Annotated in this window: 16 protein-coding genes; 3 read left to right on the forward strand and 13 right to left on the reverse strand. The window is 63.3% G+C overall.

Annotated elements, in window-relative coordinates:
- Positions 1 to 130: 130 nt before the first annotated feature.
- The 3 genes from preA to NKJ11_RS09620 all read right to left on the reverse strand — a co-directional run bounded on the left by preA (position 131) and on the right by NKJ11_RS09620 (position 3,669).
- Positions 131 to 1,444, reverse strand: coding sequence for an NAD-dependent dihydropyrimidine dehydrogenase subunit PreA (gene preA / locus NKJ11_RS09610; protein WP_027035003.1), 1,314 nt, complete (start codon positions 1,442 to 1,444; stop codon positions 131 to 133).
- Positions 1,445 to 1,446: 2 nt separating this feature from the next.
- Positions 1,447 to 2,811: an NAD(P)-dependent oxidoreductase gene (locus NKJ11_RS09615; RefSeq protein WP_352793156.1), complete on the reverse strand. Its 1,365-nt coding sequence runs from the start codon at positions 2,809 to 2,811 to the stop codon at positions 1,447 to 1,449.
- A gap of 120 nt (positions 2,812 to 2,931) precedes the next feature.
- Complete coding sequence (locus tag NKJ11_RS09620) at positions 2,932 to 3,669, reverse strand: gamma-glutamylcyclotransferase (protein WP_128303445.1); 738 nt, start codon at positions 3,667 to 3,669, stop codon at positions 2,932 to 2,934.
- Between the two features lie 165 nt (positions 3,670 to 3,834).
- On the opposite strand from NKJ11_RS09620, the gene NKJ11_RS09625 reads away from it, so the two are divergent.
- The gene (locus NKJ11_RS09625) at positions 3,835 to 4,611 is read left to right on the forward strand and encodes a VOC family protein (RefSeq protein WP_023813206.1); all 777 of its coding nucleotides are present in this window, start codon (positions 3,835 to 3,837) and stop codon (positions 4,609 to 4,611) included.
- Positions 4,612 to 4,692: 81 nt separating this feature from the next.
- On the opposite strand, the gene NKJ11_RS09630 is transcribed toward NKJ11_RS09625, so the two are convergent.
- Positions 4,693 to 5,181, reverse strand: a complete 489-nt coding sequence (locus NKJ11_RS09630; RefSeq protein WP_206638022.1) for a hypothetical protein — start codon at positions 5,179 to 5,181, stop codon at positions 4,693 to 4,695.
- A 200-nt stretch (positions 5,182 to 5,381) separates the two neighbouring features.
- Between NKJ11_RS09630 and NKJ11_RS09635 the strand changes: the two genes are divergently transcribed.
- On the forward strand, positions 5,382 to 5,774 hold the full coding sequence (locus NKJ11_RS09635) for a DoxX family protein (RefSeq protein WP_128303442.1): 393 nt from the start codon (positions 5,382 to 5,384) through the stop codon (positions 5,772 to 5,774).
- Positions 5,775 to 5,886: 112 nt separating this feature from the next.
- Here NKJ11_RS09635 and NKJ11_RS09640 read toward each other — a convergent pair whose 3' ends face one another.
- Together NKJ11_RS09640 and NKJ11_RS09645 are read right to left on the reverse strand one after the other, a co-directional pair.
- On the reverse strand, positions 5,887 to 8,313 hold the full coding sequence (locus tag NKJ11_RS09640) for a GcvT family protein (protein ID WP_352793158.1): 2,427 nt from the start codon (positions 8,311 to 8,313) through the stop codon (positions 5,887 to 5,889).
- A gap of 57 nt (positions 8,314 to 8,370) precedes the next feature.
- The gene (locus NKJ11_RS09645; protein WP_352611321.1) at positions 8,371 to 9,909 is read right to left on the reverse strand and encodes a trimethylamine methyltransferase family protein; all 1,539 of its coding nucleotides are present in this window, start codon (positions 9,907 to 9,909) and stop codon (positions 8,371 to 8,373) included.
- Between the two features lie 216 nt (positions 9,910 to 10,125).
- Here NKJ11_RS09645 and NKJ11_RS09650 point away from each other — a divergent pair, with 216 nt between their 5' ends.
- Positions 10,126 to 10,716, forward strand: coding sequence for a transglycosylase SLT domain-containing protein (locus NKJ11_RS09650; RefSeq protein WP_023813211.1), 591 nt, complete (start codon positions 10,126 to 10,128; stop codon positions 10,714 to 10,716).
- 87 nt (positions 10,717 to 10,803) lie between these two features.
- On the opposite strand, the gene NKJ11_RS09655 is transcribed toward NKJ11_RS09650, so the two are convergent.
- From NKJ11_RS09655 to NKJ11_RS09685, 7 genes are all read right to left on the reverse strand, one after another.
- A complete protein-coding gene (locus NKJ11_RS09655; RefSeq protein WP_023813212.1) occupies positions 10,804 to 11,241 on the reverse strand; it encodes a TA system VapC family ribonuclease toxin in 438 nt (145 codons plus the stop codon).
- Positions 11,238 to 11,465, reverse strand: a complete 228-nt coding sequence (locus NKJ11_RS09660; protein ID WP_023813213.1) for a ribbon-helix-helix domain-containing protein — start codon at positions 11,463 to 11,465, stop codon at positions 11,238 to 11,240. Before NKJ11_RS09660 ends, NKJ11_RS09655 begins: the two co-directional genes overlap by 4 nt.
- Before the next feature lie 118 nt (positions 11,466 to 11,583).
- Positions 11,584 to 13,932: a dipeptide ABC transporter ATP-binding protein gene (locus NKJ11_RS09665; RefSeq protein ID WP_128303439.1), complete on the reverse strand. Its 2,349-nt coding sequence runs from the start codon at positions 13,930 to 13,932 to the stop codon at positions 11,584 to 11,586.
- A gap of 67 nt (positions 13,933 to 13,999) precedes the next feature.
- Positions 14,000 to 15,157 carry an ABC transporter permease gene (locus NKJ11_RS09670; RefSeq protein WP_352722518.1) on the reverse strand — a complete coding sequence of 386 codons (1,158 nt, stop codon included), beginning with the start codon at positions 15,155 to 15,157 and terminating at the stop codon, positions 14,000 to 14,002.
- Positions 15,158 to 15,169: 12 nt separating this feature from the next.
- Entirely contained in the window at positions 15,170 to 16,204 is a 1,035-nt protein-coding gene (locus NKJ11_RS09675; protein WP_352679174.1) for an ABC transporter permease, read from the reverse strand.
- Positions 16,205 to 16,432: 228 nt separating this feature from the next.
- The gene (locus NKJ11_RS09680) at positions 16,433 to 18,085 is read right to left on the reverse strand and encodes an ABC transporter substrate-binding protein (protein WP_352758708.1); all 1,653 of its coding nucleotides are present in this window, start codon (positions 18,083 to 18,085) and stop codon (positions 16,433 to 16,435) included.
- 266 nt (positions 18,086 to 18,351) lie between these two features.
- Complete coding sequence (locus tag NKJ11_RS09685; protein ID WP_352793160.1) at positions 18,352 to 24,408, reverse strand: translocation/assembly module TamB domain-containing protein; 6,057 nt, start codon at positions 24,406 to 24,408, stop codon at positions 18,352 to 18,354.
- Position 24,409 lies beyond the last annotated feature (1 nt).

A 24,409-nucleotide genomic window follows, 5' to 3' on the forward strand; every position in this document is an offset into this window, starting at 1 on the left:
CATCTCAAAACACGAACAGGATGGAAACGAATCTCCATCCTGTTCGATAGGTCTTACCAGATCCTCATCCAGCCCAACTTAAGTGAACTGCATTAGCTCGAAAGCGCCGCTCTTTTGTTGGGGTAAGTCCCTATTCCGCAGCCACCTTGGCCATCGGATTGTTCGGGTGCGTCGTCCAGTTGGCATAGACCGGCGATACCGGCCTGCCGGTGCGCTGGTCCATCACGCCTGCCGCCAGCGGTTCCATGGTGATGCAGTTCTCGACCGGGCAGACATTAACGCACAGATTGCAGCCGACGCATTCGGCCTCGATCACCTCGAAGTGCCTGACGCCGTCGACCATGCTGGTGATCGCCTGGTGCGAAGTGTCCTCGCAGGCGATGTGGCAGCGGCCGCATTTGATGCAGGCATCCTGGTCGATACGCGCCTTGGCGACGTAGTTCAGGTTGAGATACTGCCAATCGGTGACATTGGGCGTGGCGCGGCCGACGATGTCGTTGAGCGAGGCGTGCCCCTTCTCGTCCATCCAGTTTTCGAGGCCCGCGATCATTTCCTGCACGATCTTGAAGCCATAGGTCATTGCCGCCGTGCAGACCTGCACATTGCCGGCGCCGAGCGCCATGAATTCGGCAGCATCGCGCCAGGTGGTGATGCCGCCGATACCGGAGATCGGCAGGCCGCGGGTTTCGGGATCGCGCGCGATCTCGGCCACCATGTTCATGGCGATCGGCTTCACCGCCGGGCCGCAATAGCCGCCATGCGAGCCCTTGCCGTCGATTGTCGGCTGCGGCGCGAAGCTGTCGAGGTCGACACCGGTGATTGAATTGATGGTGTTGATCAGCGACACCGCGTCAGTGCCGCCGGCATGTGCCGCCCGTGCGGGCTTGCGCACATCGGTGATGTTGGGCGTCAGCTTGGTGATGACGGGCATGCGGGTGTTCTGCTTGCACCAGCGCACCACCATTTCGATATATTCCGGCACCTGGCCGACGGCGGCACCCATGCCGCGTTCCGACATGCCGTGCGGGCAGCCGAAATTGAGCTCGATGCCGTCGGCCTCCGTCTCCTCGACCACCGGCAGGATCGCCTTCCAGGCCTCCTCGACGCATGGCACCATCAGCGAGACGACGATGGCGCGGTCGGGCCAGTCCTTCTTGACCTGCTTGATCTCGCGCAAATTGACCTGCAGGTCGCGGTCGGTGATCAGCTCGATGTTGTTGAGGCCGAGCAGGCGGCGGTCGGCGCCCCAGATCGCGCCGTAGCGCGGGCCGTTGACGTTGACCACCGGTGGGCCTTCCTCGCCCAGCGTCTTCCACACCACGCCGCCCCAGCCGGCCTTGAAGGCGCGGATGACGTTGTAGGCCTTGTCGGTCGGCGGCGCCGAGGCCAGCCAGAACGGATTTGGCGATTTGATGCCGACGAAATTGTTTCTGATATCTGCCATGCTCATGCCCTCCCGTTCGAGGTCAGTGCCCGATTGATGCTCTCCGCAGCGTCGCGGCCTTGCGCGACCGCCGAGACGGTCAGGTCGTCGCCACCGAAGATGCAGTCGCCGCCGGCCCAGACCCTGGCGAGAGAAGTGCGCCCTTCCGCATCGACCTTGATGCGGCCGGCTTCAAGATCGATCGACGCACCGCTGCCATTAAGGGCGACCGGCACAAAACTCTGTCCAATCGCCTTGAACACCTGGTCGGCAACGAGCGTCAGTGTCTCGCCGGTGCCGGCAAGCCTGTCGCCGTTCAGCGCCGTGTATTCGAGTTCGACGGCGGTGACCTTGCCGCCTTCGGCGATCACCCGCTTCGGCTGCAGCCAGTGGCGGATGCTGACGCCGTTGGCTGCCGCCAGATCCTGTTCGAATTCGGAAGCGTTCATGTGCTCCTGGCCGCGCCGGTAGCAGATCGTCACCTCCTCGGCGCCGAGCAGCTTCGACTGTACCGCGGCGTCTATGGCCGTCATGCCTCCACCGATGACGACGACACGGCGGCCAACCGGCAGGCCGGAAAGGTCGCTGGCCTGGCGCAGTTCGGCAATGAACTCGACCGCGTTGATGACGCCGTCGGCCTCCTCGCCATCAGCACGCAGCGCGTTGACGCCGCCAAGGCCCATGCCGAGAAACACCGCATCGTAATTGCGGATCAGGTCCGACATCTGGTAGTCGCGGCCGAGCGCCTTGCCGTTCTGGATGTCGATGCCGCCGATCGCGGTCACGTAGTTGACTTCGGCTTGGGCGAAATCGTCGACACTCTTGTAGGCGGCGATGCCGTATTCGTTGAGGCCACCGGCCTTCGCGCGCGCTTCCAGGATGGTCACGTCATGGCCGTGGCGGGCGAGCCGGTGCGCGGCGGCAAGGCCGGCCGGCCCGGCGCCGACCACGGCGATTGTCTTGCCGGTCGGCTCGGCGCGCGGATAAAACTGCTTGTTCTCGCCCATGGCGACATCGGTGGCGTAGCGCTGCAGGCGGCCGATCTGCACCGGCTTGCCTTCCGCCACCTCGCGCACGCAGACTTCCTCGCACAGCGTTTCGGTCGGGCAGACGCGGGCGCACATGCCGCCCAATATGTTCTGGTCGAAGATGGTCTTGGCCGAACCGATCGGATTGCCGGTCGAGATCTGGCGGATGAACAGCGGAATGTCGATCGAGGTCGGGCATGCATTCATGCACGGCGCGTCGTAGCAGAAATAGCAACGATCGGATTCGACCAGCGCCTCGTGGTGATCGAGCGGCGGATGCAGGTCGGAAAAATTGTCCGCATACTGGTCGGCCGAGAGCCTGCCGCCCGCAATGCCTTCCCTGAATTGGCCTTCTGGCATCGTCAGTTCCCCATGTTTTCTTTTGAGGAAGGCTAGCACGTTTTATTTTTTTATCAATTGGTCAATTTTCGGCGCAAGCCCCTGAAAAGGCTCGACAATAACATGATTTTTTTAGTCATGTTATTGGAGGCGAGGGCCACTTTTCAGTGCGCGCGAATGGCCGGGTTCAAGCTTACAGCCATGAATGGTCTTGACCTCGTCGGCTACCAGTTGCTGCAGCCGCCACAGATTGCGGTCATGGATGCCGAATTCCTCGAGATGGCTGACCGTGTTGTAGAGATATTCGGCGCCGGATCCAATATGCCCGCAGGCTCTGGCCAGCACGCTCGCCACTCTGTCCAGCGGCTGGTTCAGCGACGTTCCCCTGCCCTTCACGCCGACCCAGAAGCCAAGCGCGCGCAGCGTACCTTGCGGCGTATGCACCGGCAGCCACCGGACCGTCTCGATGCTTTCGTGGTCGCTGATCTCGCGTCGCAGCAGCCTTTCGATCTGCGCCGGCTTTTCGCCCTCCGGCAAGCGGTAGATCACGCCGTTGCAGCGTCCGCCCCGTTCGAGCGCCATCATCAACCCCGGCTGCTCGGCGCTGCCCCGCCAACGCACCATGTCGAGGCAAAAAGAGCGGTGCCAGCCAAAGGCCGTGGCGAGCTGTTGCTCGACCGACTCGAATTCCGGCTTCCAGATCAGGGACCCGTAAGCGAACACCCATAGTGGTCCCTCATCGGCTTCATTGGACAGCCGCAAGGCAAGGGTGCGGAAATCCTCGTCGTTCATGTCTGTCCAACTCGGGTCCGGGCCGGGATCGGCCTCTTCCCGATGGCACAGTGCGACAAGCTCGGGCGTGAGCGACATCAAGCGCATGGACGACAACCCCTCATCACCGCAGAGAAATCGAAAACCAGAGCTCGCGCAACCAGGGAACGCTTGGCACACACACCCATTGTTGTCCGGGCGTGTCGGATTTCCGTCGTGAGGATCGTCCTAAGATGGACGACGATCGATCCATGAAAGGTGAGGAGACCGAAAATGCCGAAAACCCCGATGCCCTTCTTCTGGTACGAATTGATGACATCAGATCTCGACGCCGCCGAGGCGTTCTACACCCAAGTGGTCGGCTGGACGGCGCAGCCCTTCGATAAGGCACCCGGCATGCCGCGCTATATCGTGATGAATGTCGGCGAACGTGGCGTCGGCGGACTGATGACCTTGCCCGAGGATGCCGCCAAGATGGGCATGCCGCCTGCCTGGCTTGGCTATATTCACACCAAGGATGTCGACGCCGCCACGGCATCGCTGGAGAAAGCCGGCGGCACCGTTCACCGCCAGCCCGACGACATTCTGGGTGTCGGCCGCTTTGCCGTCGTCGCCGATCCGCAAGGCACGACCTTCATGTTCCTGCAGCCGAACGGTCCCGACCAGCCTGTCGTGCCGGCCGGCACGCCGGGCCACATCGGCTGGCACGAGCTTTATACGAGCGACTGGAAAGCCGCGTTCGATTTCTATTCCGAGCAGTTCGGCTGGATCGACGCCGGCGATTTCGACATGGGTCCGATGGGCACTTACCAGACTTTTACGGCTGGCCCCGAATCCGGCGGCGGCATCATGAACAAGCCGGAGCAGATCCCGGTGCCGGTCTGGCAATTCTACTTCAACGTTGCGGCCATCGACGCGGCCGCAAAACGGGTCACCGACAATGGCGGCAAGATCCTGATGGGCCCGATGGAGGTCCCCGGCGGCAGTTGGATCGTCCAATGCCAGGACCCGCAAGACGCGCACTTCGCCTTGATGGCGCCAGTCCGCTGACCGCGATCGAAAACCGCTGACACAAAGCGCGGGTTTTCATCAGACCACCGATGAAGGCCGCTACCCCTGCCTGGCGCCGTCTCATTCCGGCGCCAGCACCGCAACCTTCAACTCAGCTTTTTTCGCGCCGCTGAACTGGACGGTGGCCGGGCCGGGCGCAAGCTTGAAGCGCACGCTCTTGCGGATGCCAGGGCATGTTTTCACGCCACTATAGCCCGCCGACTTGATGGCCTGGCCATCCTGGATGACATCGATCCAGGCCTCCCCCGAGAGACTGATCTGGATGGCTCCCTCGGATGGCACTTCCACGCTGGCGACGGCCCCAAACGTGTCTGATGCCGGCGCACGTTCGGGCGCCACCGCAAAACCGGCTTTCTCTACCGGCACCAGCGCCAGGTCCGCAGCCGCACCAACCGCCAGCGCCGCTCCGGACGGCGTTGCCGGTGCCGCGGCAAACAGGGTCTGCTCCCGCGTCACCGGCCATTTGAAGGCCTCACAGCCGGCGTCCTCGGCCATGGCGAAGCTGGTGCCTGCGACGATCGCGAACAGGCTGATGACGACTTTTTTCATGGCAAGACCCCCACACATTCAGATTGTTGTACACGCATTAATACAACCATAGAGGTATTAATGCAACCCTGGCGAGAAACATTTGAAGGGAATTGGGAACATTCCCAATCACTGATTGTTGATGGCAAACCAGGGGAAATGAATGGTCCAATGCCGGGCGATAAACTATGGCCGATCCCGGAAGCTAAAGGGAGTTTTAGATGAAGCTTTTCGACGGCCTTGCCAAATATCAGCCGCAGGCACTCGGCATTCTGCGCATCGTGACCGCGCTGCAGTTCATCGAGCATGGCAGCCAGAAACTGTTCAACTTCCCCGTCAGCGCCGATCCCCACGCCCTTTCCGGGCTGACCATGACCGCCGGCATCCTCGAATTCGCCGGCGGCATCCTGCTGGCGCTGGGCCTGTTCACCCGGCCGGTCGCGTTCCTTCTGGCCGGCGAAATGGCGATCGCCTATTTCATGGCGCACGCGCCGCGCGACTTCTTCCCGGTCAACAATGGCGGCGATTCGGCGATCTCATTCTGCTTCATCTTCCTCTATCTGGTGTTTGCGGGCGCCGGCGCCTTCGCGCTGGACAACCGCCGCAGCGCCTGACGCCCAGAAGAAGGGGCGGGCCTAGTGCATGTCGCCCAAAAGTGCCCGCGGTTTTGGGACAACGACATGTACAAAACAGGAATCTGAAGCGCATCGGCGAAGCCGAAGCGCTTCAGGCACGCATCCGTTCGAAATTGGCGTCGAAAAGCGGCACCACCTGAATGCGCGCCGCATGGCGCTTGCCCAGCAGCTCGATTTCGAAGCCGTCGCTCTCATCGGCGATCTCCTTCGGCACATAGCCGATGGCGACGGATTTCTTCGAATGATGCGCATAGCCGCCCGACGTCACCCAGCCGCGCACCGCACCATCGAACCAGATCGGCTCGTCGCCAATGACATCGGCATCGTCGGCATCGACGATAAAGGCGCGCAGGCGCAATTTGCCGCCCAGCTTGCGCTCGGCCAGCGCCGCGGCCTTGCCGATGAAATCGGCGTCCTTGCCGTAAGCAACGAAGCGGTCGAGCCCCGCTTCCAGCGGTCCGTAGATCGGCCGGTACTCGCGCCCCCATGAGCCGTAATTCTTGTCCAGCCGCAGCGCATTGAGGGCGCGCGAGCCGAACAGGCCGATGCCGAATTCCTCGCTCGCCGCCATCAGCGCTTGATAGGCGGCGCGCTGGTATTCCGGCGTCACCCAGATTTCGTAGCCGAGATCGCCGGTATAGCTCACACGGCCGACCAGGCACGGCGCCATGCCGATATCCATCCGGCCAATGGCCATGAAGGAAAATGCCGCATTGGAGACATCCGAACGCGTGGCCTTTGCCAGCACATCCCGCGCCTTCGGCCCCGCGATCGACAAGCCGCTGAGCTTCTGGCCCAGCGCCTCGATGCGGACCGAGCCGTCGTCTGGCAGGTGCTGCTCGAACCAGCGCATGTGGTATTGCTCGGCGATGCCGGAGCCGGCGAGGAACCAGCCGTCTTCCCCCAGATTGGCCAGCGTGAAGTCGCCGATCAGCCTGCCGTCCTGCTTCAGCATCGGCGCCAGCGTCATGCGGCCGGGTTTCGGCAGTTTGCAGGCAAGCATCCGGTCGAGCCAGGCGGCCGCCCCCTCACCCGTCACCTTGTATTTGGCGAAGCTCGAAATCTCGGACAGGCCGACACCGTCACGAACCGTCGCGACCTCCCTGGCGACCTGCGTGAAGTCGCTCGAGCGGCGCCACGAGAATTCGTCCTTGACGCCTTCCGGCGCGTACCACAGCGGCACTTCCAGCCCATAGGCAACGCCCCATTGCGCACCCCCAGCAGACAGCAGATCATAGATCGGCGTCGTCTTCAGCGGCCGCCCGGCGGGCAACTCCTCATTGGGGAAGCGGATCGAAAAGCGCCTGGAATAATTCTCGCGCACCTTGGCGTTGGTATAGGCCATCGTCGCCCAGTCGCCGTAGCGCGCGACATCCATCGCCCAGATATCGGCGCCGGGATCGCCCTCGATCATCCAGTTCGACAAAGCGAGGCCGACGCCGCCGCCTTGCGAAAAACCGGCCATGACGCCGCAAGCGACCCAGAAGCCCGGCAGCCCGCGCACCGGCCCGACCAGCGGGTTGCCGTCCGGCGCGAAGGTGAAGGGGCCGTTGATGATCTGCTTGATGCCGGTGTTCTGGAAGGCCGGGAAATGGCGGAAGCCGACCTCCAGCGACGGCGCGATGCGGTCGATGTCCGGCGCCAGCAGTTCATGGCCGAAATTCCATGGCGTCTGGTATTCGGACCACGGCTTGTTGGCCTTCTCATAGGTGCCCATCAGCATGCCGCCGCGCTCCTGGCGCAGGTAAAGCTCGCCATCGAAGTCGACCGCGTGGATGATCTCGGTGCCGGTCTTGGCGTTCCAGGCGGCGACCTCCGGCATATCCTCGGTGATCAGGTACATGTGCTCCATGGCCAGCACCGGCAGTTCGAGACCAACCATGCGGCCGACCTCGCGCGCCCACAGGCCGCCGGCATTGACGACATGCTCGGCCACCACCTCGCCCTTGTTGGTGATGACCCGCCACAGCCCGTCGGGACGCCGCACGATGTCCTCGACCTTGGTGAAACGCTCCACTTCCGCCCCAAGTTTCCGCGCGGCCTTGGCATAGGCATGGGTGACGCCCGAGGGGTCGAGATGGCCGTCCTCCTTGTTCCTGACGGCGCCGACGAACTGCCTGGGGTCGAGAAGCGGCATCAGTTCGGCCGCCTCGTTGGGCGAGATCTCCTCCAGCTCGATGCCGAGATAGCGGCCCTTGGCGACGACGCCGCGCAGCCAGTCCAGCCGCGCCTCGGTTGCCGCCAGAAGCACGCCACCGGTCAGATGCACGCCGGTCGCCTGCCCGGAAAGCTCCTCGATCTCCTTGTAGAGGTTGATGGTGTATTTCTGCAGCTTGGCGACGTTAGGGTCGCCATTAATGGTGTGCATGCCGCCGGCCGCGTGCCAGGTCGAGCCGGACGTCAATTCGTCGCGCTCCAGCAGGACAACATCGGTCCAGCCGTGGCGGGCGAGATGGAACAGCACGGAGCACCCGACGACGCCACCGCCAATGACCACGACCTTTGCATGCGATTTCATGAGTTTTGCTCTGTTATCAGTGAGTTGGATGGGTGAGTGGATTCAAGCTGGGAACGATCACGGCTCGCCCTGCCCGATCGCTTCCTTGCGCCTGGCCATGTAAGCCTCCAGCGCCTCGCGCACGGCGATATCCATCACCGGCTCGACATAGTCTTCCAGCGCCTTCTTCCACAGCCGCGTCGCGCGCGCCGTCGCGTCGAGCCCGCCAGCCTCCTGCCACGCCTCGTAATTCTGCCAGTTGGACAGCATCGGCTGGTAGAAGGCGGTGGCGTAGCGCTCCAGCGTGTGCGGTTCGCCGAAGAAATGGCCGCCGGTCGGCACCGCGCCCAACGCCTCGACGGCGAGCTCGGCCTCATTGACCTCGATCGGGCGCAAGAACTCCATCATGTGCTGGATCATCTCGACATCGATGATGAATTTTTCGAACGACGCCGTCAGCCCGCCCTCCTGCCAGCCGGCGGCGTGGTAGACGAGGTTGCCGTGGCCGAGCACCGCGCCCCACAGCGCCATCAGCGTCTCATAGGCGCCCTGCGCATCGGCAGCGTTGGAAGCCGAGCCCGGCGTCGTGCGGTACGGAAGCCCGTATCGCCGCGCCAATTGCCCCGACGCGATGTTGGCCTTGGTGTTCTCCGGCGTGCCGAAGGCCGGCGCGCCCGACTTCATGTCGACATTGGAGGTGAAGGCGCCATACATGACCGGCGCGCCTGGACGGACAAGCTGCGTCAGCGCGACGCCGAACAGCGCCTCGGCGTTCTGCTGCGCCAGCGCGCCGGCCAGCGTCACCGGGCTCATCGCCCCCATCAGCGTGAACGGCGTCACCGCCACCGACTGGCCGAACTCGGCCATGGTCATCAGTCCTTCGGCCATCATCTCATCGAAGCGGCGCGGCGAGTTGACCGAGATGATCGTGGTGATGCCGGGATCGTCGCGCATCTGATCGAGCGTCAGCCCGCGCGAAATCGCCATCATCTCGATGCCGTCAAGCGCCCTGCCCCTCCCGATCGCCGAGACATGGAAACTCTTGTCGGTCAGCGTCAGATTGGTGAAATAGGTGTCGAGATGGCGGGAATTGGCCGGCAGTTCGACCGGTGCGCAGACCTGGTTGCCCAGCATGTGGATGCAGTTGAAATGCTGCGCCAACCGGGTCAGATCCGAATAGTCGCGCAAATTTCCGGCGCGGCGGCCGCGCTCCATATCGTGCACATTGGGCGGTCCGGCAACCAGCGTGAAATTGATGGTGTTGCCGCCGAGATGAACCGCGTTGGCCGGGTTGCGCGGCGTCAACACATAGCTGGACTGCGTGGTCTTCAGCACGTCTTCGACCAGGCCGCGATCGATGCGGACATTCGCCGAGGCATGATCGACTTTGGCGCCGGCCTTCTCGAACAGCGACAGCGCCCGCGGGCTCATCACCTCGATGCCGAAATTCTCCAATATGTGCATCGACGCCTGATGGATCTGCTCGATCTGGTCGGGCGACAGCATCGCCATTGGCGGATAGGGATTTGTCACCCGCCTGAGCGACAGTTGCGGGATGGCCGATGGCCCTCTGTTGCTGGTGCGCTCGGCGCCGCGTTTGCGTCTTGGTTCGTTCATGCCGGTATCAAAGCCCCGGCAAACCGGGCAAGCTGTCAGAAATACGTCGTCTGCGGGCGCGATTTTAGCCACGGCGGCATTTCTGCAATGTCTGTTTAGAAAAAGCGACGAAGTGCGTCGGATTATCGATACTGGATTTCCTTGAGAGACTGCGCCGGCGAAGCGTTAACGGACGCCGCAAGATTCCCTTTATGATTTCGGCCTATTGCTCTGCCCATGCGTAGTTCGAGTTTTAGTAAAATTGGTGCGGTTTGCGTGCTGCTGGCGCTCTCGGCCTGCGCCACGCCGCCCAGCCACATCAACAATGTCTGTGCCGTCTTCGACCAGAATGACGGCTGGTTCGACAACTGGCAGTCGGCCGCCGAGCGCGCCCAGCAGAAATACGGCATCCCCGTTCCCGTGCTGATGGCGACGGTGCGCAAGGAATCCGGTTTCAAGAGCAATGCACGGCCGCCGCGCACCAAGCTGCTCGGCTTCATTCCGTGGAAGCATGTCTCGTCGGCCACCGGCTTCTCGCAGGCGCTGGACGGCACCTGGTCGCAATATCAGCGCGAAACCGGCAACTGGGCGGCACGGCGGACGAAATTCGCCGACGCCGTCGACTTTGTCGGCTGGTATCATTCCAAGACCGCAGACACGTATGGCGTTGCCCGCAACGATACCTACAACCTCTATCTGGCCTACTATCTCGGCTGGACCGCCTATGGCCGCGGCAACCGGGGCGATGCCGGCGTCCAGGGCTATGCCCGGGCCACCGACAAGATGGCGCGGGACTATGCGCAGCAACTGAGCGAGTGCGGCAACTGACTTTGCCGGAGCATTACGCAGCCAAGTGAAATCACTTGGCGCTGCGAAAAGCGATGTCGCCCCTCGAGCAGAAAAGATCTCAGCGATTCATTTGCTTGGGATCAGATGAAGGATTGCCTTCCCTGATTTTACCGCCGTCGTCGATAGCTTTCGGTCGAACGTCGCCAACTCGCCGTCATGCGACTTGGCCAGCGCCAGCAGATAACTGTCGGTTACTTGCGTCGAAGTCAGGATCTTGCCCGCGTCGATCTCTCTGGAACTGACAAGGCTAATGTCATCGGGCCAGAACTGGTGTCCGGCAAGTGCGTGCAATTTGCCGACGATCGGCGCGACGACGGCAGGGGAGCCAGGAGAGTTGGGGTATTTGGGGTTGCCCACGATCCTGATAACGCCATTCTCGGTGATGGGGCAAGTGGCCCATGAGTGATGCCCGGTGGATTCGAACCACCGATGGGCATCGTCATGCGCGACATGAGCCGGATCGATCAGCGCAATCAACACATTGACGTCGAGCAGGAAGGTCACGGCAGCTCGTCGCGAAGCGCATTGACCGTTTCGAGATCGACCATCGGCCCGCCGGGCCGCGACGAAAGCAAGGGAATGCCGTTGCGCTCACCGCCCGCCTGCGGCCGACGCAGCGAACGGCGAACCAGATCGGAAATGACTTCTCCCACGCTGCGATCCTGCTGCCGCGCCATAGCCTTGGCGGCAAGAAGGACATCATCATCGATTGCAAGTGTCGTTCTCACAATTCGTCCTCCTTTCCAAGCATCAAACATCACGCATCACATAGAGCAACAGACTGAGATTCTCAAGGGACGCATGTTTTGCGCAGCATATGAAATTGATGGCATTGCCTGATGCCGGTCAGTTCGGTTTCCTAGAAACGCCCGGCTTTGGGGTATCGCCGGTTTCCGAAACCTCGTCGCGGACCTCGTGACGGCGGGCTTTCGAAACGGCTTCCGTCTCCTCGCCGGCCTGCCTCGCTGCATCGGCTTCCGCGCTGCCCGTCTTGCCGCGCGGACGCTTCGGTGGCGTGCCGGCAAAACCGGGGCCATCGCCATGCGGCGCGTCATCCGGCACGCCTTCGTGCGCGGCGTGCTCCTTGTCGAACTTGATCACCGGCTCCATCGTTGCCAGCACATCGTCGGAGAGCCAGCACAGGCTCATATGGCCGCCGCCGAGATGCTTGACCGGTGGCACCTTGGTCTCGCACAGATTGTCAGGCACCAGCTTCTTGTAGCCGCAGCGGGTCTGGAACGGGCAGCCGGACGGTGGGTTCATCGCCGAGGGAATGTCGCCCTCCAGCACGATGTGCCGCTTGACCACGCTGGTGTCAGCGATCGGGATCGCCGACAGCAGCGCCTCGGTATAGGGATGGTAGGGCGGCGCGAAGATCTGGTCGGTCGTGCCTTGCTCGACAATATAGCCGAGATACATGACCACGACGCGGTCGGCGATGTAGCGCACGACCGACAGATCATGGCTGATGAACAGCATTGTCGTCTTGTTCTTGCGCTGGATGTCCATCAGCAGTTCGGTCACCGCCGCCTGCACCGACACGTCCAATGCCGAGACCGGCTCGTCGGCCACCACCACCTTGGCGTCGCCGGCAAAGGCGCGCGCCACGCCGATGCGCTGCTTCTGGCCGCCCGATAGCTGGCGCGGCTTGCGGGTTTCGAATGCCCGCGGCAGCTTCACCAGGTCGAGCAGTTCCAGCATGCGCTTGCGGCGATCGGCAACCGTCTTGCCGACGTTGAACTTCTCCAGCGTGCGGATGATCTGCGAACCGACCGAATGGCTGGGATTGAGCGTGTCGAACGGATTCTGGAACACCATCTGGATCGACGACACCGTGTCGACGCTCCGTTTCTCGATGCCGGTCGACTGGATTTCCTTGTTGCCCAGCGTCACCGTGCCGGCACTTGCCGTCTCCAGCCCAAGCAGCACCTTGGCCAGCGTCGACTTTCCGCAGCCGGATTCGCCGACGATGGCAACCGTCTCGGATTCCCGCGCCATGAACGAGATCGTCTCGTTGGCCTTGACGACGCGGCCCTCGCTCGAGCCGAACACCTCGCTGCCGCCGACCCTGTAGTATTTTCTGAGATCCTCGATCTTGAGCACCGGAGCGCCGGGCACGACGCGCTCATTGACCTTCTTGGCGCCGGGCGGCAGCGCCTCCCAGTCGATCTCGTTGAAGCGCACGCAGCGCGAGAAATGGCCTTCGTGGCCCGCGACCTCGATCATCGGGATTTCGGCGGCGTTGCAGACGCCCTCGACGAAATGGTGGCAGCGAGGGCCGAAATTGCAGCCCTTGGGCCGCTCGTGCGGCAGCGGTAGCTGGCCGGGGATCGAAATTAGCGGCCGCGAATTCTTGTCGGCGCCGGGCAGCGGGATCGAGCGGAACAGCCCTTGCGTATAGGGGTGGCGCATCCGGTCGAACACGTCCTTGATCTTGCCCGTTTCGACCGCTTCGCCCGAATACATAACCGTGATGCGGTCGCAGGTTTCCAGGATCAGGCCGAGATTGTGCGACACGAAAATCATCGACGTGCCGAACTTCTCGCCGAGCCCCTTGACCAGGTCGACAATGCCGGCCTCCACCGTCACGTCGAGCGCCGTCGTCGGTTCGTCGAGCAAAAGCAGCGCCGGCTTCGACAGCAGCGCCATGGCAATGACGATGCGTTGCTGCTGGCCGCCCGAGAGCTGGTGCGGATAGGAGCGCATCATGCGCTCGGGATCAGGCAGCTTGACCGCGCGCACCATGTCAAGCGCGCGTTTATGGGCCTCTTCCTTCGACACCTTGTCGTGGATCAGCGGCACTTCCATCAATTGCTGGCCGACCTTCATCGCCGGGTTCAGGCTCGCCATCGGCTCCTGGTAGATCATCGCGATCTTGTTGCCGCGAATGGAGCGCAACTCCTCGTCGGAGAGCTCGCCCATGTCCTTGCCCTGGAACTTGATCTTGCCGCCGACGATCTTCCCGATGTTGGAGAGGTCGCGCATGATGCCGAGCGACACGGTCGACTTGCCGCAGCCGGATTCGCCGACGATGCCCATCGCCTCGCCCGGCATGACGGTGCAGGAAAAATCCATGACCGCCGGGATCTCGCCCTTGCGGGTGAAGAAGGAGATCGACAGGTTCTCGATCTCGATGATCGGCGCGTTGGCCGGCCCATTGGTTGGCGTCGCGGGATTTCGAACTGCCTCGTTCATGGGTCGCTCCAATCCTGGTTCTTCTAAGCCTGTTTCTCTCAGGCGCATCGGGTCGAAACCCGCGAGATCAGTCTTTCATCGATTGTTCGCGCAGCGAGTCGGCGAGCAGGTTCAAGCCCAGCACGAACGACATCAGTGCGATCGTCGGCGGCAGCGCCGGGTGGATGAAGGAGCGCAGCAGGCGGCTGGCGTCCTTGATCGCGGTGCCCCAGTCCGGACTTTCCGGCGCCAGGCCAAGGCCGAAATAGCCGAGCGTGCCGAGCAGGATGGTGGTGTAGCCGATGCGCAGGCAGGCGTCGACGATCAGTGGCCCGCGCGCATTGGGCAGGATCTCCCACAGCATGATGTACCAGGGCGATTCACCGCGCGTCTGCGCCGCCGCCACATAGTCACGCGTCTTGATGTCCATCACCAGGCCACGCACGATGCGGAACACGCCGGGGCTGGACGCGAACACCACCGCCACGAAGATGTTGAGCTGGTTGGGATCGATGTGCACGATCTTCAGCGGATCGGCGTCGAAGACAAGGCCGGCATAGATCCAGCCGCCGAGGATCAAGGTGATGCCGAGCAAGATGTAGAGCCGGTCGGGGCGGTTCTTGTAGCGCGTCCAGAACAGCACCGTGAAGAAGATGATCGGGAACAGGAAGAAGACGCCGGCCATGCCATAGGGGATCGGCGTGTCCATGATGCCCGGCGTCACCAAAAGATAAAACAGCAGGATCACAGGGAAGGCCAGCACGAGATTGGCGAGGAACGACAGCACGGTGTCGATCTTGCCGCCGTAGTAGCCGGCGGGTAGGCCGAGCGTGATGCCGACCATCAGCGCGAAGCCGGTTGCCGCCGGCGCGATGATCAGCACGATCTGGCTGCCATAGACCATGCGCGAAAACACGTCGCGTGCCAGCTTGTCGCCACCGAACAGATAGGCCAGTCCCGATTTCGCTTCGATGGCGCCCGGCAGCGTATCCTTCATTGCCGGGATCTGGGCCAGCGGATCGAAGGGCGCGATGGTTGCGGCGAAGATCGCCGTGAACAGCCAGAACAGACAGATGCCGACGCCGACGATGCCGACGCCGCTGTCGAACAACTGGCCGTAGAGCGCCAGCTTCTTCTTGTAGACGAAGCTCGCTCCCATGACGATGATGAGCGCGATCCAGACTGGCCAGAAGCGCGACAGCACTCCGAGCACGATACTGACGGCGCTGATATACTCGACCTGCATCCGTCTGATCTCCTACTGGACTCTGATACGCGGATTGAGAAACGCGTAGCCGACATCGGAAATGAGCTGCGTGATCAAGACGATGAACACCGAGACCAGCGAGCAGCCGAGCAAAAGGTCGATGTCGTTGTTGCCGGCCGCCTCGACCAGCGTGTAGCCGAAGCCCTGGTAACGGAACATCACCTCGACGATGACGACGCCGGTGAGCAGCCACGGGAATTGCAGCATGATGACGGTGAACGGTGCGATCAGCGCGTTGCGCAAGGCATGTTTGACCACGACGCTGCCGAAGGAAAGACCCTTCAATCGGGCAGTGCGGATATATTGCTGCGTCATCACTTCGACCATCGAGGCACGCGTCATGCGGGCGATGTAGCCGATGCCGTAAATCGCCAGCGTCATCACCGGCAAAGTGAAATTGTAGAAGGTGATGCCCTGGCTGGCCGAAGCCGCCGAGCCGTTCAGCCAGCCTAGCCATGAGGCGAAGATGACGGTGAAGATGACGCCCGACACATATTCAGGCGTCGCCGTCGAGGCGATCGATGCCACCGAAAGCACGCGGTCGGTTCGCGACCCCTCGCGCATGCCGGCCAGAATGCCGATCAGCAGCGAGATCGGCACCATCACCACCAGCACCCAGAACATCAGGATGCCCGTAGCGCCGAGTGCCGGAAACAGTTTTGAGGCGACGGTCGCCTTGAACTTGGTCGAGCAGCCGAAATCGCCCTGGAAAACGCCGGCGAGGGTCGGCACGAGCGGATCGTTGCAGAAGGAGAAACGCTGCGCCGGCTTGCCGGTCGCCGGGTCTGTCACAGGTTGCTTGGGCACCACGCCCAGCCACTGCCCATAGCGGACGAAGAAGTTCTGCCGATAGCCATGGTTGACCAGCCAGCTCTCGAGCTGCTCGGCCGACGTATGCATTTCGGTCTGGCTGATCGCCAGCTTCTTCAGATTGGGTTCGAGGTTGATCAGGAAGAAGACGACCATGGTCAGGCACAGCATCGTCAATGCCATGGTGCCAAGACGCCTGATAACGAAGGAAAGCATGGCGGCCCCCTGCCGATGGGTTGGGGTTTGAGCCGGCTATGAAAGCCAACCCTGCCGTAACCGGCGGGGCTGGCTGTCAAACAGGCCTTCGGATGCGATCAACCCTGTTTTTGTTGCATGGCCTTGCCCGCGAGTCCGCAATTTTTTTGAGAAAGTGCGGACCAGCAGGGACGGACGATGCAAAGAGCGGGGGAAGGGAGCGAGCCTCTTCCCCCAATGTCGGTGCGATCAAGCCTGGTCGAGCCAGATCTTGCCGTAGTCGCGCTCGAAGGTCGGGTGCATCTTGTAATTCTGCACCGCCTTGACCGAGTGGCTGTAGAGCTTGCGCCAGTACGGCTGGATCATGATGCCGGAATCCTGCAGGATCTGCTCGATTTCCTTCATCATCTCCTTGCGCTTGGCGGCGTCGGCAACGGCGAGCGCCGCATTGAGCTTGGCATCCCAGTCCGGATTCGACCAGCCGGCCTCGTTCCAGGCCTCGCCGGTGCGATAGGCGATGGCCAGAACCTGGACGCCGAGCGGGCGCATGTTCCAGTTGGTCATCGACAGCGGATACTTCGTCCAGTCGTTCCAGAACGTCGAACCCGGCAGAACGGTGCGCTTCACCTTGATGCCGGCGTCGCGCAGCTGGGCGGCGATCGCATCGCCGGTGTTCTTGTGCCAGTCTTCATCGACAGTGATCAGCTCGTGTTCGAAGTCGGCCTGGCCGGCTTCCGCCATCAGCGCCTTTGCCTTGGCCGGATCACGGGCAACCTTGGGCAGCTCGTAATATTCCGGATGGATCGAGCAGACATGGTGGTTTTCGGCGACCGAACCGGCATTGCCGTAGCCGAGCTGCAAGACGACATTGTTGTCGACCGCAAGCTGCAGCGCGTTGCGCACCTTCTGGTCGCCATAGGGCTTGTTGTTGACGTTGGTGCGGCAGACGATGGTCGACGCGGTGACGATCTCCGACTTCACCAGGTCCATGCCGTCGAGGATCGACACATAGTCGGCCGAAGTCTCGAAATTGGTGTGCACTTCGCCGGCTTCGAAAGCGCTGACCATGGCTGCCGGATCGGTGCCGTAGTCGATGAATTCCAGGCCGTCGAGGAACACTTCGCCGTCCCACCACTTGTCGTCGGCGCGGCGCTTGTAGACCACCTTCTGACCGACATCGTAGGAGACGAGTTCGAACGGACCGGTGCCGATCGGGCAGGCCTTGAAGTCGCCGCCCTTCTCGTCGAAGGTCTTGTGGACGATGAGGCCGGGATAGTCGCACATGTTCGGAATCAGCGCGATGTCCGGCTTGGTGAGCTTCAGCACGACCGTGTGGTCGTCCGGCATGGTCACGGCGCTTTCGTCGAGCTTGTCGTCCTTGACCAGCGAGCCAAGACGGCCTGGCATGGAATTGCCTTCGGCTTTCTTGTCGGCCCAACGCTTCAGGTTGAAGACGACGTCGGCGGCGGTGAAGGCATCGCCATTCGACCAGGTGACGCCCTTGCGCACATGCAGCGTGTACTGCGTGGCATCGTCGTTGACGTCCCAGCTTTCCAGCAGATAGGGGCGGAACGTGTATTCGGACGTGTACTTGACCAACGGCTCGAGCGCCTGGCGCTCGGCATTGGCGATTTCCGACCAGTCGGCCTTGCGCGGGTCCTTGGGATCCTTGATCCACTGGGCGATCTTCAGCGTGCCGCCCTTCTTGCCCTTTACCTCTTCGGCCTTCGCCGGCGTCGGATCGGCGAGCCCGAGCAAGCCGTAAGCCATTGCCGTCGATGCGCCGAAGACGCTGGCCATGGCCAGGAATTCGCGGCGGTCCACCTTGCCTGCCTTGGCTTCTTCGGCCATGGCCAGGATGTGATCCGGAACGCGATCGCCATTACTCTTATAAATTGTCATGACTTAACTCCCATTGTTGGCTTTCCGCCTTTTAACATTCCGCATCCAGGCCATGATGTCAAAGACGGCGTGGATTGAGAACATGTTAGGGAATGTGCAACTTTGAAAGGGGAGCGGTTCGCGTGATAACGACAGTCTTGGCGCAAATTTGCTACTGTCCGACGGATTCTTCTGGAATCGCGATAGTCGATTAAACTGAGACATTTACTCCAGCCCGGACAGCGCCAGAATCGATCCACCATGAGGCCAAAAGTCCCACCGAACTATCAGTATTCCTTCTCGTAGAAGATGCCGCCCTTGGCTTCGCCGGCATCGTTGGCCTCGCCGCGCAGCTTGACGCCACGCCCGACATTGAGGTCGATCGTCGCCTTGCCCGAGCCCGGCTTGTCGCCCTTCTGGATCGTGACATAGGTGCGGTCGTTGAGGTATTTGCCCGCCGAAACCGCCGTGCCGCCCTGGTCGTCGGTGGTGACGTCGAGATCGTCGACGCCAATGGCGCTGCGCAGGTTTTCCAGCAGCGACGTCGAGCCGCCGACGCCGGCCAGTTGCCCGGCGGCCTCTGCGAGCTGGGCGATCTGCAGCGGCGACAGGTTCGACATCGAGCGGCCGAAGATCAATTGCGCCAGCACCTCGTCCTCGGGCAGCGCCGGCACCGAGGAGAAGGTGAACTTCGGATTGGTCGCCTCGCCCGACACCACGATGGTGACGGTAGCGCCGGTCGTCGTCGTGGTCGCCGTCAAATTGAGATAGGGCACCAGCGAGCCGGAAAACCCGACCGTGCCTTCGGTGAAGGTCAGCCGCTTGCCGAGGATCGACAGCCGTCCGCGCTGCAAGGTGAAGGTGCCGACCGCTTGCGGCGACGAGGCCGGGCCGGTCAGCCTGAGCGAGCCGCCAAGTTCGGCATCGACGCCCCTGCCCTGGATGAAGATCTGGTTCGGGGCGTTGACCGTGACATCGAGCGCAAGGCCGCTACCGCCGCCCTTGCCGCTGGTCGTCGGCGGCCGCAGCGCCTTGTCCTGTGCCTTGACCGCAGCTGGCGCGTTCTTGTGCTTGACGTCGAGCGCCGCCAGCGAGCCCGGCAATTTGTCCGGAACCGTGATCACCGTCTTGGCGAGATTCACGGTGCCGGCAATGACCGGTGCGGAGGTCAGCGGTCCCTTGATCGTCAGGTCGCCCCCGAGATTGGCGGTCACCACCCTTCCGTCCGTATAGCGGCCGTCGACCAGCTTGATCGACAAATCGGCCGGAAAACCCTGCGCCGGGTTGATGCCGACCGTGCCGCTGGCCGACAGGCTGCCGCGCGTCGACAGCGTTCCGGTCAGCCGGTTGATCCTGGCGACGCCGCCGGCAATCGTGACATCGGCGGCGAGATCGTTGACGGCGAGGCCGGAGCGCGCATCGACAAGGCGCGCACCGGAGGTGCTGACGCTGCCGCCGATGACGGGCGATGTCGCGGGACCGCGCACCTGCACGTTGACATTGGCCGTGCCCGTCAGCGACATGCCTTGCGCGGCGAGCTTCTGGCTCAGCAGGCCGAACGGCACGGCGCCATTGAAGTCGAGCACCAGCGCCGGCGTGCCGGCCGTCGTCACGGTGCCGCCGCCGCCCTTCAGGCCAAGGCCGGCGCCATCGCTGACATTGGCGGTGAAGGCCAGCTTGTTGGCGGCAAAGGTGCCGGACGAGGAAACACTCACCGCCCCGACACCAGCGCCTCGGGTCTGCGATGTTTGCACGCCGGCCGCATCGATATTGAAGGCGACCGCAGGGCTGGCCGGCGCACCCGTCACCTTCACCGTGCCCGAAATCGAGCCGGCGGCGTCGAGGCCGGCCGAGAAACTGTTCGCAAGCGACATCGGCACCCGCGCCAGCGTCGCGTTGATGTCGAGCGCCGTGCCGACCTTGCCGGTTACCGTCGCCGTACCACCGCCAAGGTTGAGCACCAGCCTGTCCAGCGTCGTCGTGCCATTGGCGATGCTGACGGTCGAGGCCTGAGCAATGGCCGCCTTGATGCCCTGGACGGTCGCCTGGCCGGAGGCAAGCTCGATGGTCGTCGTGCCGTTGGCCACTTTCACGCGGCCAGCAGCCTGTGCCGGAATGCCCTTGACTGTGGCGCCGCCGGAAAAACCGGTCCAGTCGCCGTCGCGCTTCAAATCGACATCGATGCCGCTGATCACGGTGCCGCCCGAAATGACGGTGTCGGCGCGGACCTTTCCGGAGATCACGGGCGCCGCCAGATAGTTGGCGACAAGCGCATCGATCGAGACGGCTTTCGCCTGCAGGTCGCCGCGCGTAATCGACGCTGTCGCCGCCTTGATGGCGACCTGGGGTGCTGCGCCATTCTTCGAGAAGGCAATCGTGCCGCGTACGTCGCCTTCGGCCTTTTCCAGCGCCAGTGCCGCCAGCGGGCCGATATCGGGCAGGTCGAGCGCGATGGTGCCGACAGGCACGAACTTCTCGTCCAGCGCCAGATCGCCGGAGATCCTGTTCTTGCCCAGCGACAGCAGCAGGCCGTTGATGGCGCTCTTGCCGTCAGCCGTCGCCAGCACCGCGCTGCCTTGCAGCGCCTGGCCGGCGACATTGCCGGTCAGTTGCACGTTGGCTGCCGGATTGGCGGCATCGGCCTTGCCGGTGGCGGTCAGCTTCAACCCGGTGATCTCTCGCGCCGCCACCAGCAGCCTGTCGCTGTCGACCGTCAGTGACAGGTCCGGCGCGGTGGCCGGCCCCTGTGCGTTCAACGCAAAGGCGATGGCGCCCTTGGCATCCTTCGACAGCAGAGAGATGTCGCTCAGCGCGCCCTTGATGTCGGCGGCCACCTTGTTGTCGGCAAGGCTGGCTTGCCCGTCGGCGGTCAGCGCACCCGAGGCCAGCTTCAATCCGCCTATGTTGATGCTGCCCTTGGGATCGCGCTTCAGCGTGGCGCTGATCTCAGCGCGTTCGCCAAGCATGCCGCGCGCCGCCGCCGGCAAGGCCGACGATGGGGCATCCGCCTTGAGATTGAGGTCGATGGCACCGTCTCGCAGCGATACCTGGCCGGCGACCTGGCTGTTCAACGCATCGCTCTTGAGCGAGCCGCTGTCGATGGCAAACAGGTCGGCCGTCAGGCGGCCGCTGACGGCTGCCGTGACCTTGCCGGCGATCAGCGGCGCGATCACCGGATTGTCGAGACCGACCTTGTCCACCGACACTGTGCCGGAAACCGGCCCTGCACGGTTCTTGAGATCGAACGCATCCGAATGCAACGCCAGGGCAAGCCCGTCCACCCTCGCCGGACTGGTGACGATCGAGGGCAGGATCGCGGAGACATCCAGGCGGGCCCGCGTGCTCTCGCCCGCCACCTTTGCCGACAGCGACTGGATCTCGATCTTGACCGGGCTCTCGGCGCTGCCGACAGTCAGGGGCAGGCTGGGGCCGGATGATATGAGATCCAGCGCAAAATCGCTGGCGCCGTTCGGGTTGAGGGTGCCGGCCGCCTTGCCGGAAATCTTGTCGCCGGTCAGCGTCGCCTGATCGAGCATCACGCCGCCGGCCAAGGTGTAGCTGCCGGCCGCATCGACGGCGAGCAGCCCGAGCCCGGCCTGCCGGGTCTGGCTGGTTTCGATACCGGCCAGTTGCGCATTGAAGCGGACATCGGGCGCGGCCGGCGGTCCGGTCACACCAGCCGTGCCGCTGAGCGTGCCCACAGCATCGAGGCCGGGCGAAAATTCATTGGCGAGCGCCGCGGGCAGTGCCGAAAATTGCGCCGCAAGGTCGAGCGTCTGACCGGCAGTGCCCGACAGCGTCACCGAACCGCCGCCGACATCGAGAGCCAGTTTCTCGATGCTGGTCGTGCCGTTGGCGATGCTCATTGTCGACGCCTGAGCGATTGCCGCCTTGATGCCGCGAACAGTGGCTTCGCCCGAGGCAATCTCGACGCTGGTCGTGCCATCGGCGATCTTCACCCGGCCGGCAGCGGTTGCCGGAATGCCCGCTATGGTGGCGCCGCCGGTGAAATTAGTCCAGTCGCCTTCGCGCTTCAGGTCGACGCCGATGCCGCCGATTTCGGTGGTTCCGGAGGTGACGCTGTCGGCCTTGATCGTACCCGCGATCGCAGGCGCCTTGAGATAATTGGCGATCAGCGCATTGACGGTGATGGCCTTGGCCGTCACCTCACCGCGCGCGATCGATGTGCTCTTCGCATCGATCGCAACGGAGGGCGCGTCGCCATCCTTGGCGAAGCGGATGGTTCCGTTGATGTCGCCCGTTATCGCCTGGCCGGCAAGTGCGGCCAGCTGGTCGATAGCGGGTGCATCGAGCGTCAGCGTGCCGAGCGGCATGAATTTGTCGTCGAGCGCGAGATCGCCCGAGACCTTGTTGTCGCCCAGCGAGACCAGGAATCCGTTGATCGAACGCTTGCCTTCGCTCGTCACCAGCGCTGCCTTGATGTCGAGCGGCTGGTCGTCGACGGAGCCGGTCAGCGATACGTTGGCGGCGGGACTGGTGATATCGGCCTTGCCGCTCGCCGTCAGCTTGATGGTCTTCACCGTGCGGCCCGATGCCGTCAGGCTGTCGCTGTCGGCGGTAACGGTGAAATCCGGCGCCGTCATCGCGCCACTTGCCGACAGCGCGAAATCGACGCCACCGGCAACCGGCACGCCGACTGTCGGCGACAGCACGGAAACGTCGCCCAATTTGCCCTTGATGTCGGCCTGGATGTCGGTGCCTTGCATGCTGGCCGTGCCGGCGGCGCTGAGCGTGCCGGACGTGAACTCGATCGAGTTGGCGGCGAAAGACCCTTGCGGGTCGCGGGCCGCGCTCGCCGAGAATTTCACCCTAGCGCCGAGCACCGAGGCGATCTGCGGCGGAAAGGCCGTCGCCACGGCATCCGCGTTCATCTTGAGCTGCATCGACAGGTCGGCAAGCGCCACCGTCGCGGTCAGCGAAGCGTTGAGCGCGTCGGAACGCAGCGTGCCCTGGTCGATGGCAATGGCGTCCTTGCTGACCGACCCGGCCAGGTCGACATCGATCTTGCCGGTGATCAGCGGCGCCAGCGTCGCCACGTCGGTGTTGAGGCCGCCCGCCTCCAGCTTGACGGTGACCGGCCCGGCGCGGTTCTGGATGTCAAAACCGTCGGAATGGATCTGGGCCGCCAGATCATCCAGCCGCGTGCCGCCGGCGACGATGGAGACGAAGGAGGCGCCGACGTCGATGATCGGCGCCTTGCCGTCGCCGAAGGCGCGGGCGGTGGCATTGCTGATCGCCAGCGTGATCGGCTGCGCCTTGCTGCCGACGCTGATCACCACGGGCGGCCCCTTGGCGGCAAATTCGACCGAGAGGTCGCTGGCGCCGGCAGGATCGACAATGCCGGTCGCGGTGCCGTGCACCGCATCGCTGTCGATGTTGGCGCGGTCGACACTGACGCCACCGGCCGATGTGGCGGTGCCGGCAATGTCGAAACTGGTCTTGCCGGCAAACAGCGGCTTGAGATTCTCAGGCAGGAAGCGAGCGAAATCGCCATCGCCCTTGGCCTCGATATGATTGCCCTTGTCGGTCAGTTGGTGGCGACCCGTCAGCTGGGTGACGATCTTGCCGTCGACCGAGAACGTGCCGATGCCGTTCCAATTGGCGAGCGGCCCGGTGCCCGAGACATTTATGTCGACCGGCGGCGTGTCGGGCAGCTTGAGCAGGTTGGCGATGATACCGCCTGCCGGCTCCGAGGCCTTCAGGTCGAGATCGAGCCTGTTGTCTGCCGGCGCAAAGTGGATCTTGGCGTCGACATTACCTTGCTTGCCGTCATGGCGGGTGATGTAGAGCACCGTCTCGACCGCCAGTGGCGCGGCATCGGCCTTGACCGATCCCTTGGCCGCAAGCTCTGCGATGCCGCTGCCGGCCAGTTGCTGGCCAAGCGCGATCTCGGGCAGATCGATCTGCTTGATGTCGATGGAAACCGGCAGCGTCGTCGTGCCGCTCGGCGCCGGCTGTTGCGTGCCGGCCACCGGCAGGCGGGCCAGTTCGATGCGCTCGGCAGCGATACGGTCGGCGCTGAAGCTTTTCGACAGCAGCGCCAGCGGCGACCAGTCGACGGCCACCTTGCGCGCCACCAGCCAGGCGCCCTCGCGATCCTCCAGCACGACATGATCGACGCTGAGCGCCCCGGACCAGATGCCGTCTATGCCGCTGACCGTGATCTTGCGGTCGTCGTTCGAGGCAAGCCGCGAAATGATGCCGGCGAGATTGTCGCGGCCGCGCTCGGTCTTGGTCAGCACCACCAGCGCGCCGATCGCTCCTGCAACCACGATCAGCAGCGTGTAGAGAACAATGCGGAGGATGCGCCAGACTGTTTTCATC

Origin of the sequence: Mesorhizobium sp. M0243 (assembly GCF_040321775.1) — a bacterium.
Lineage (GTDB): Bacteria > Pseudomonadota > Alphaproteobacteria > Rhizobiales > Rhizobiaceae > Mesorhizobium.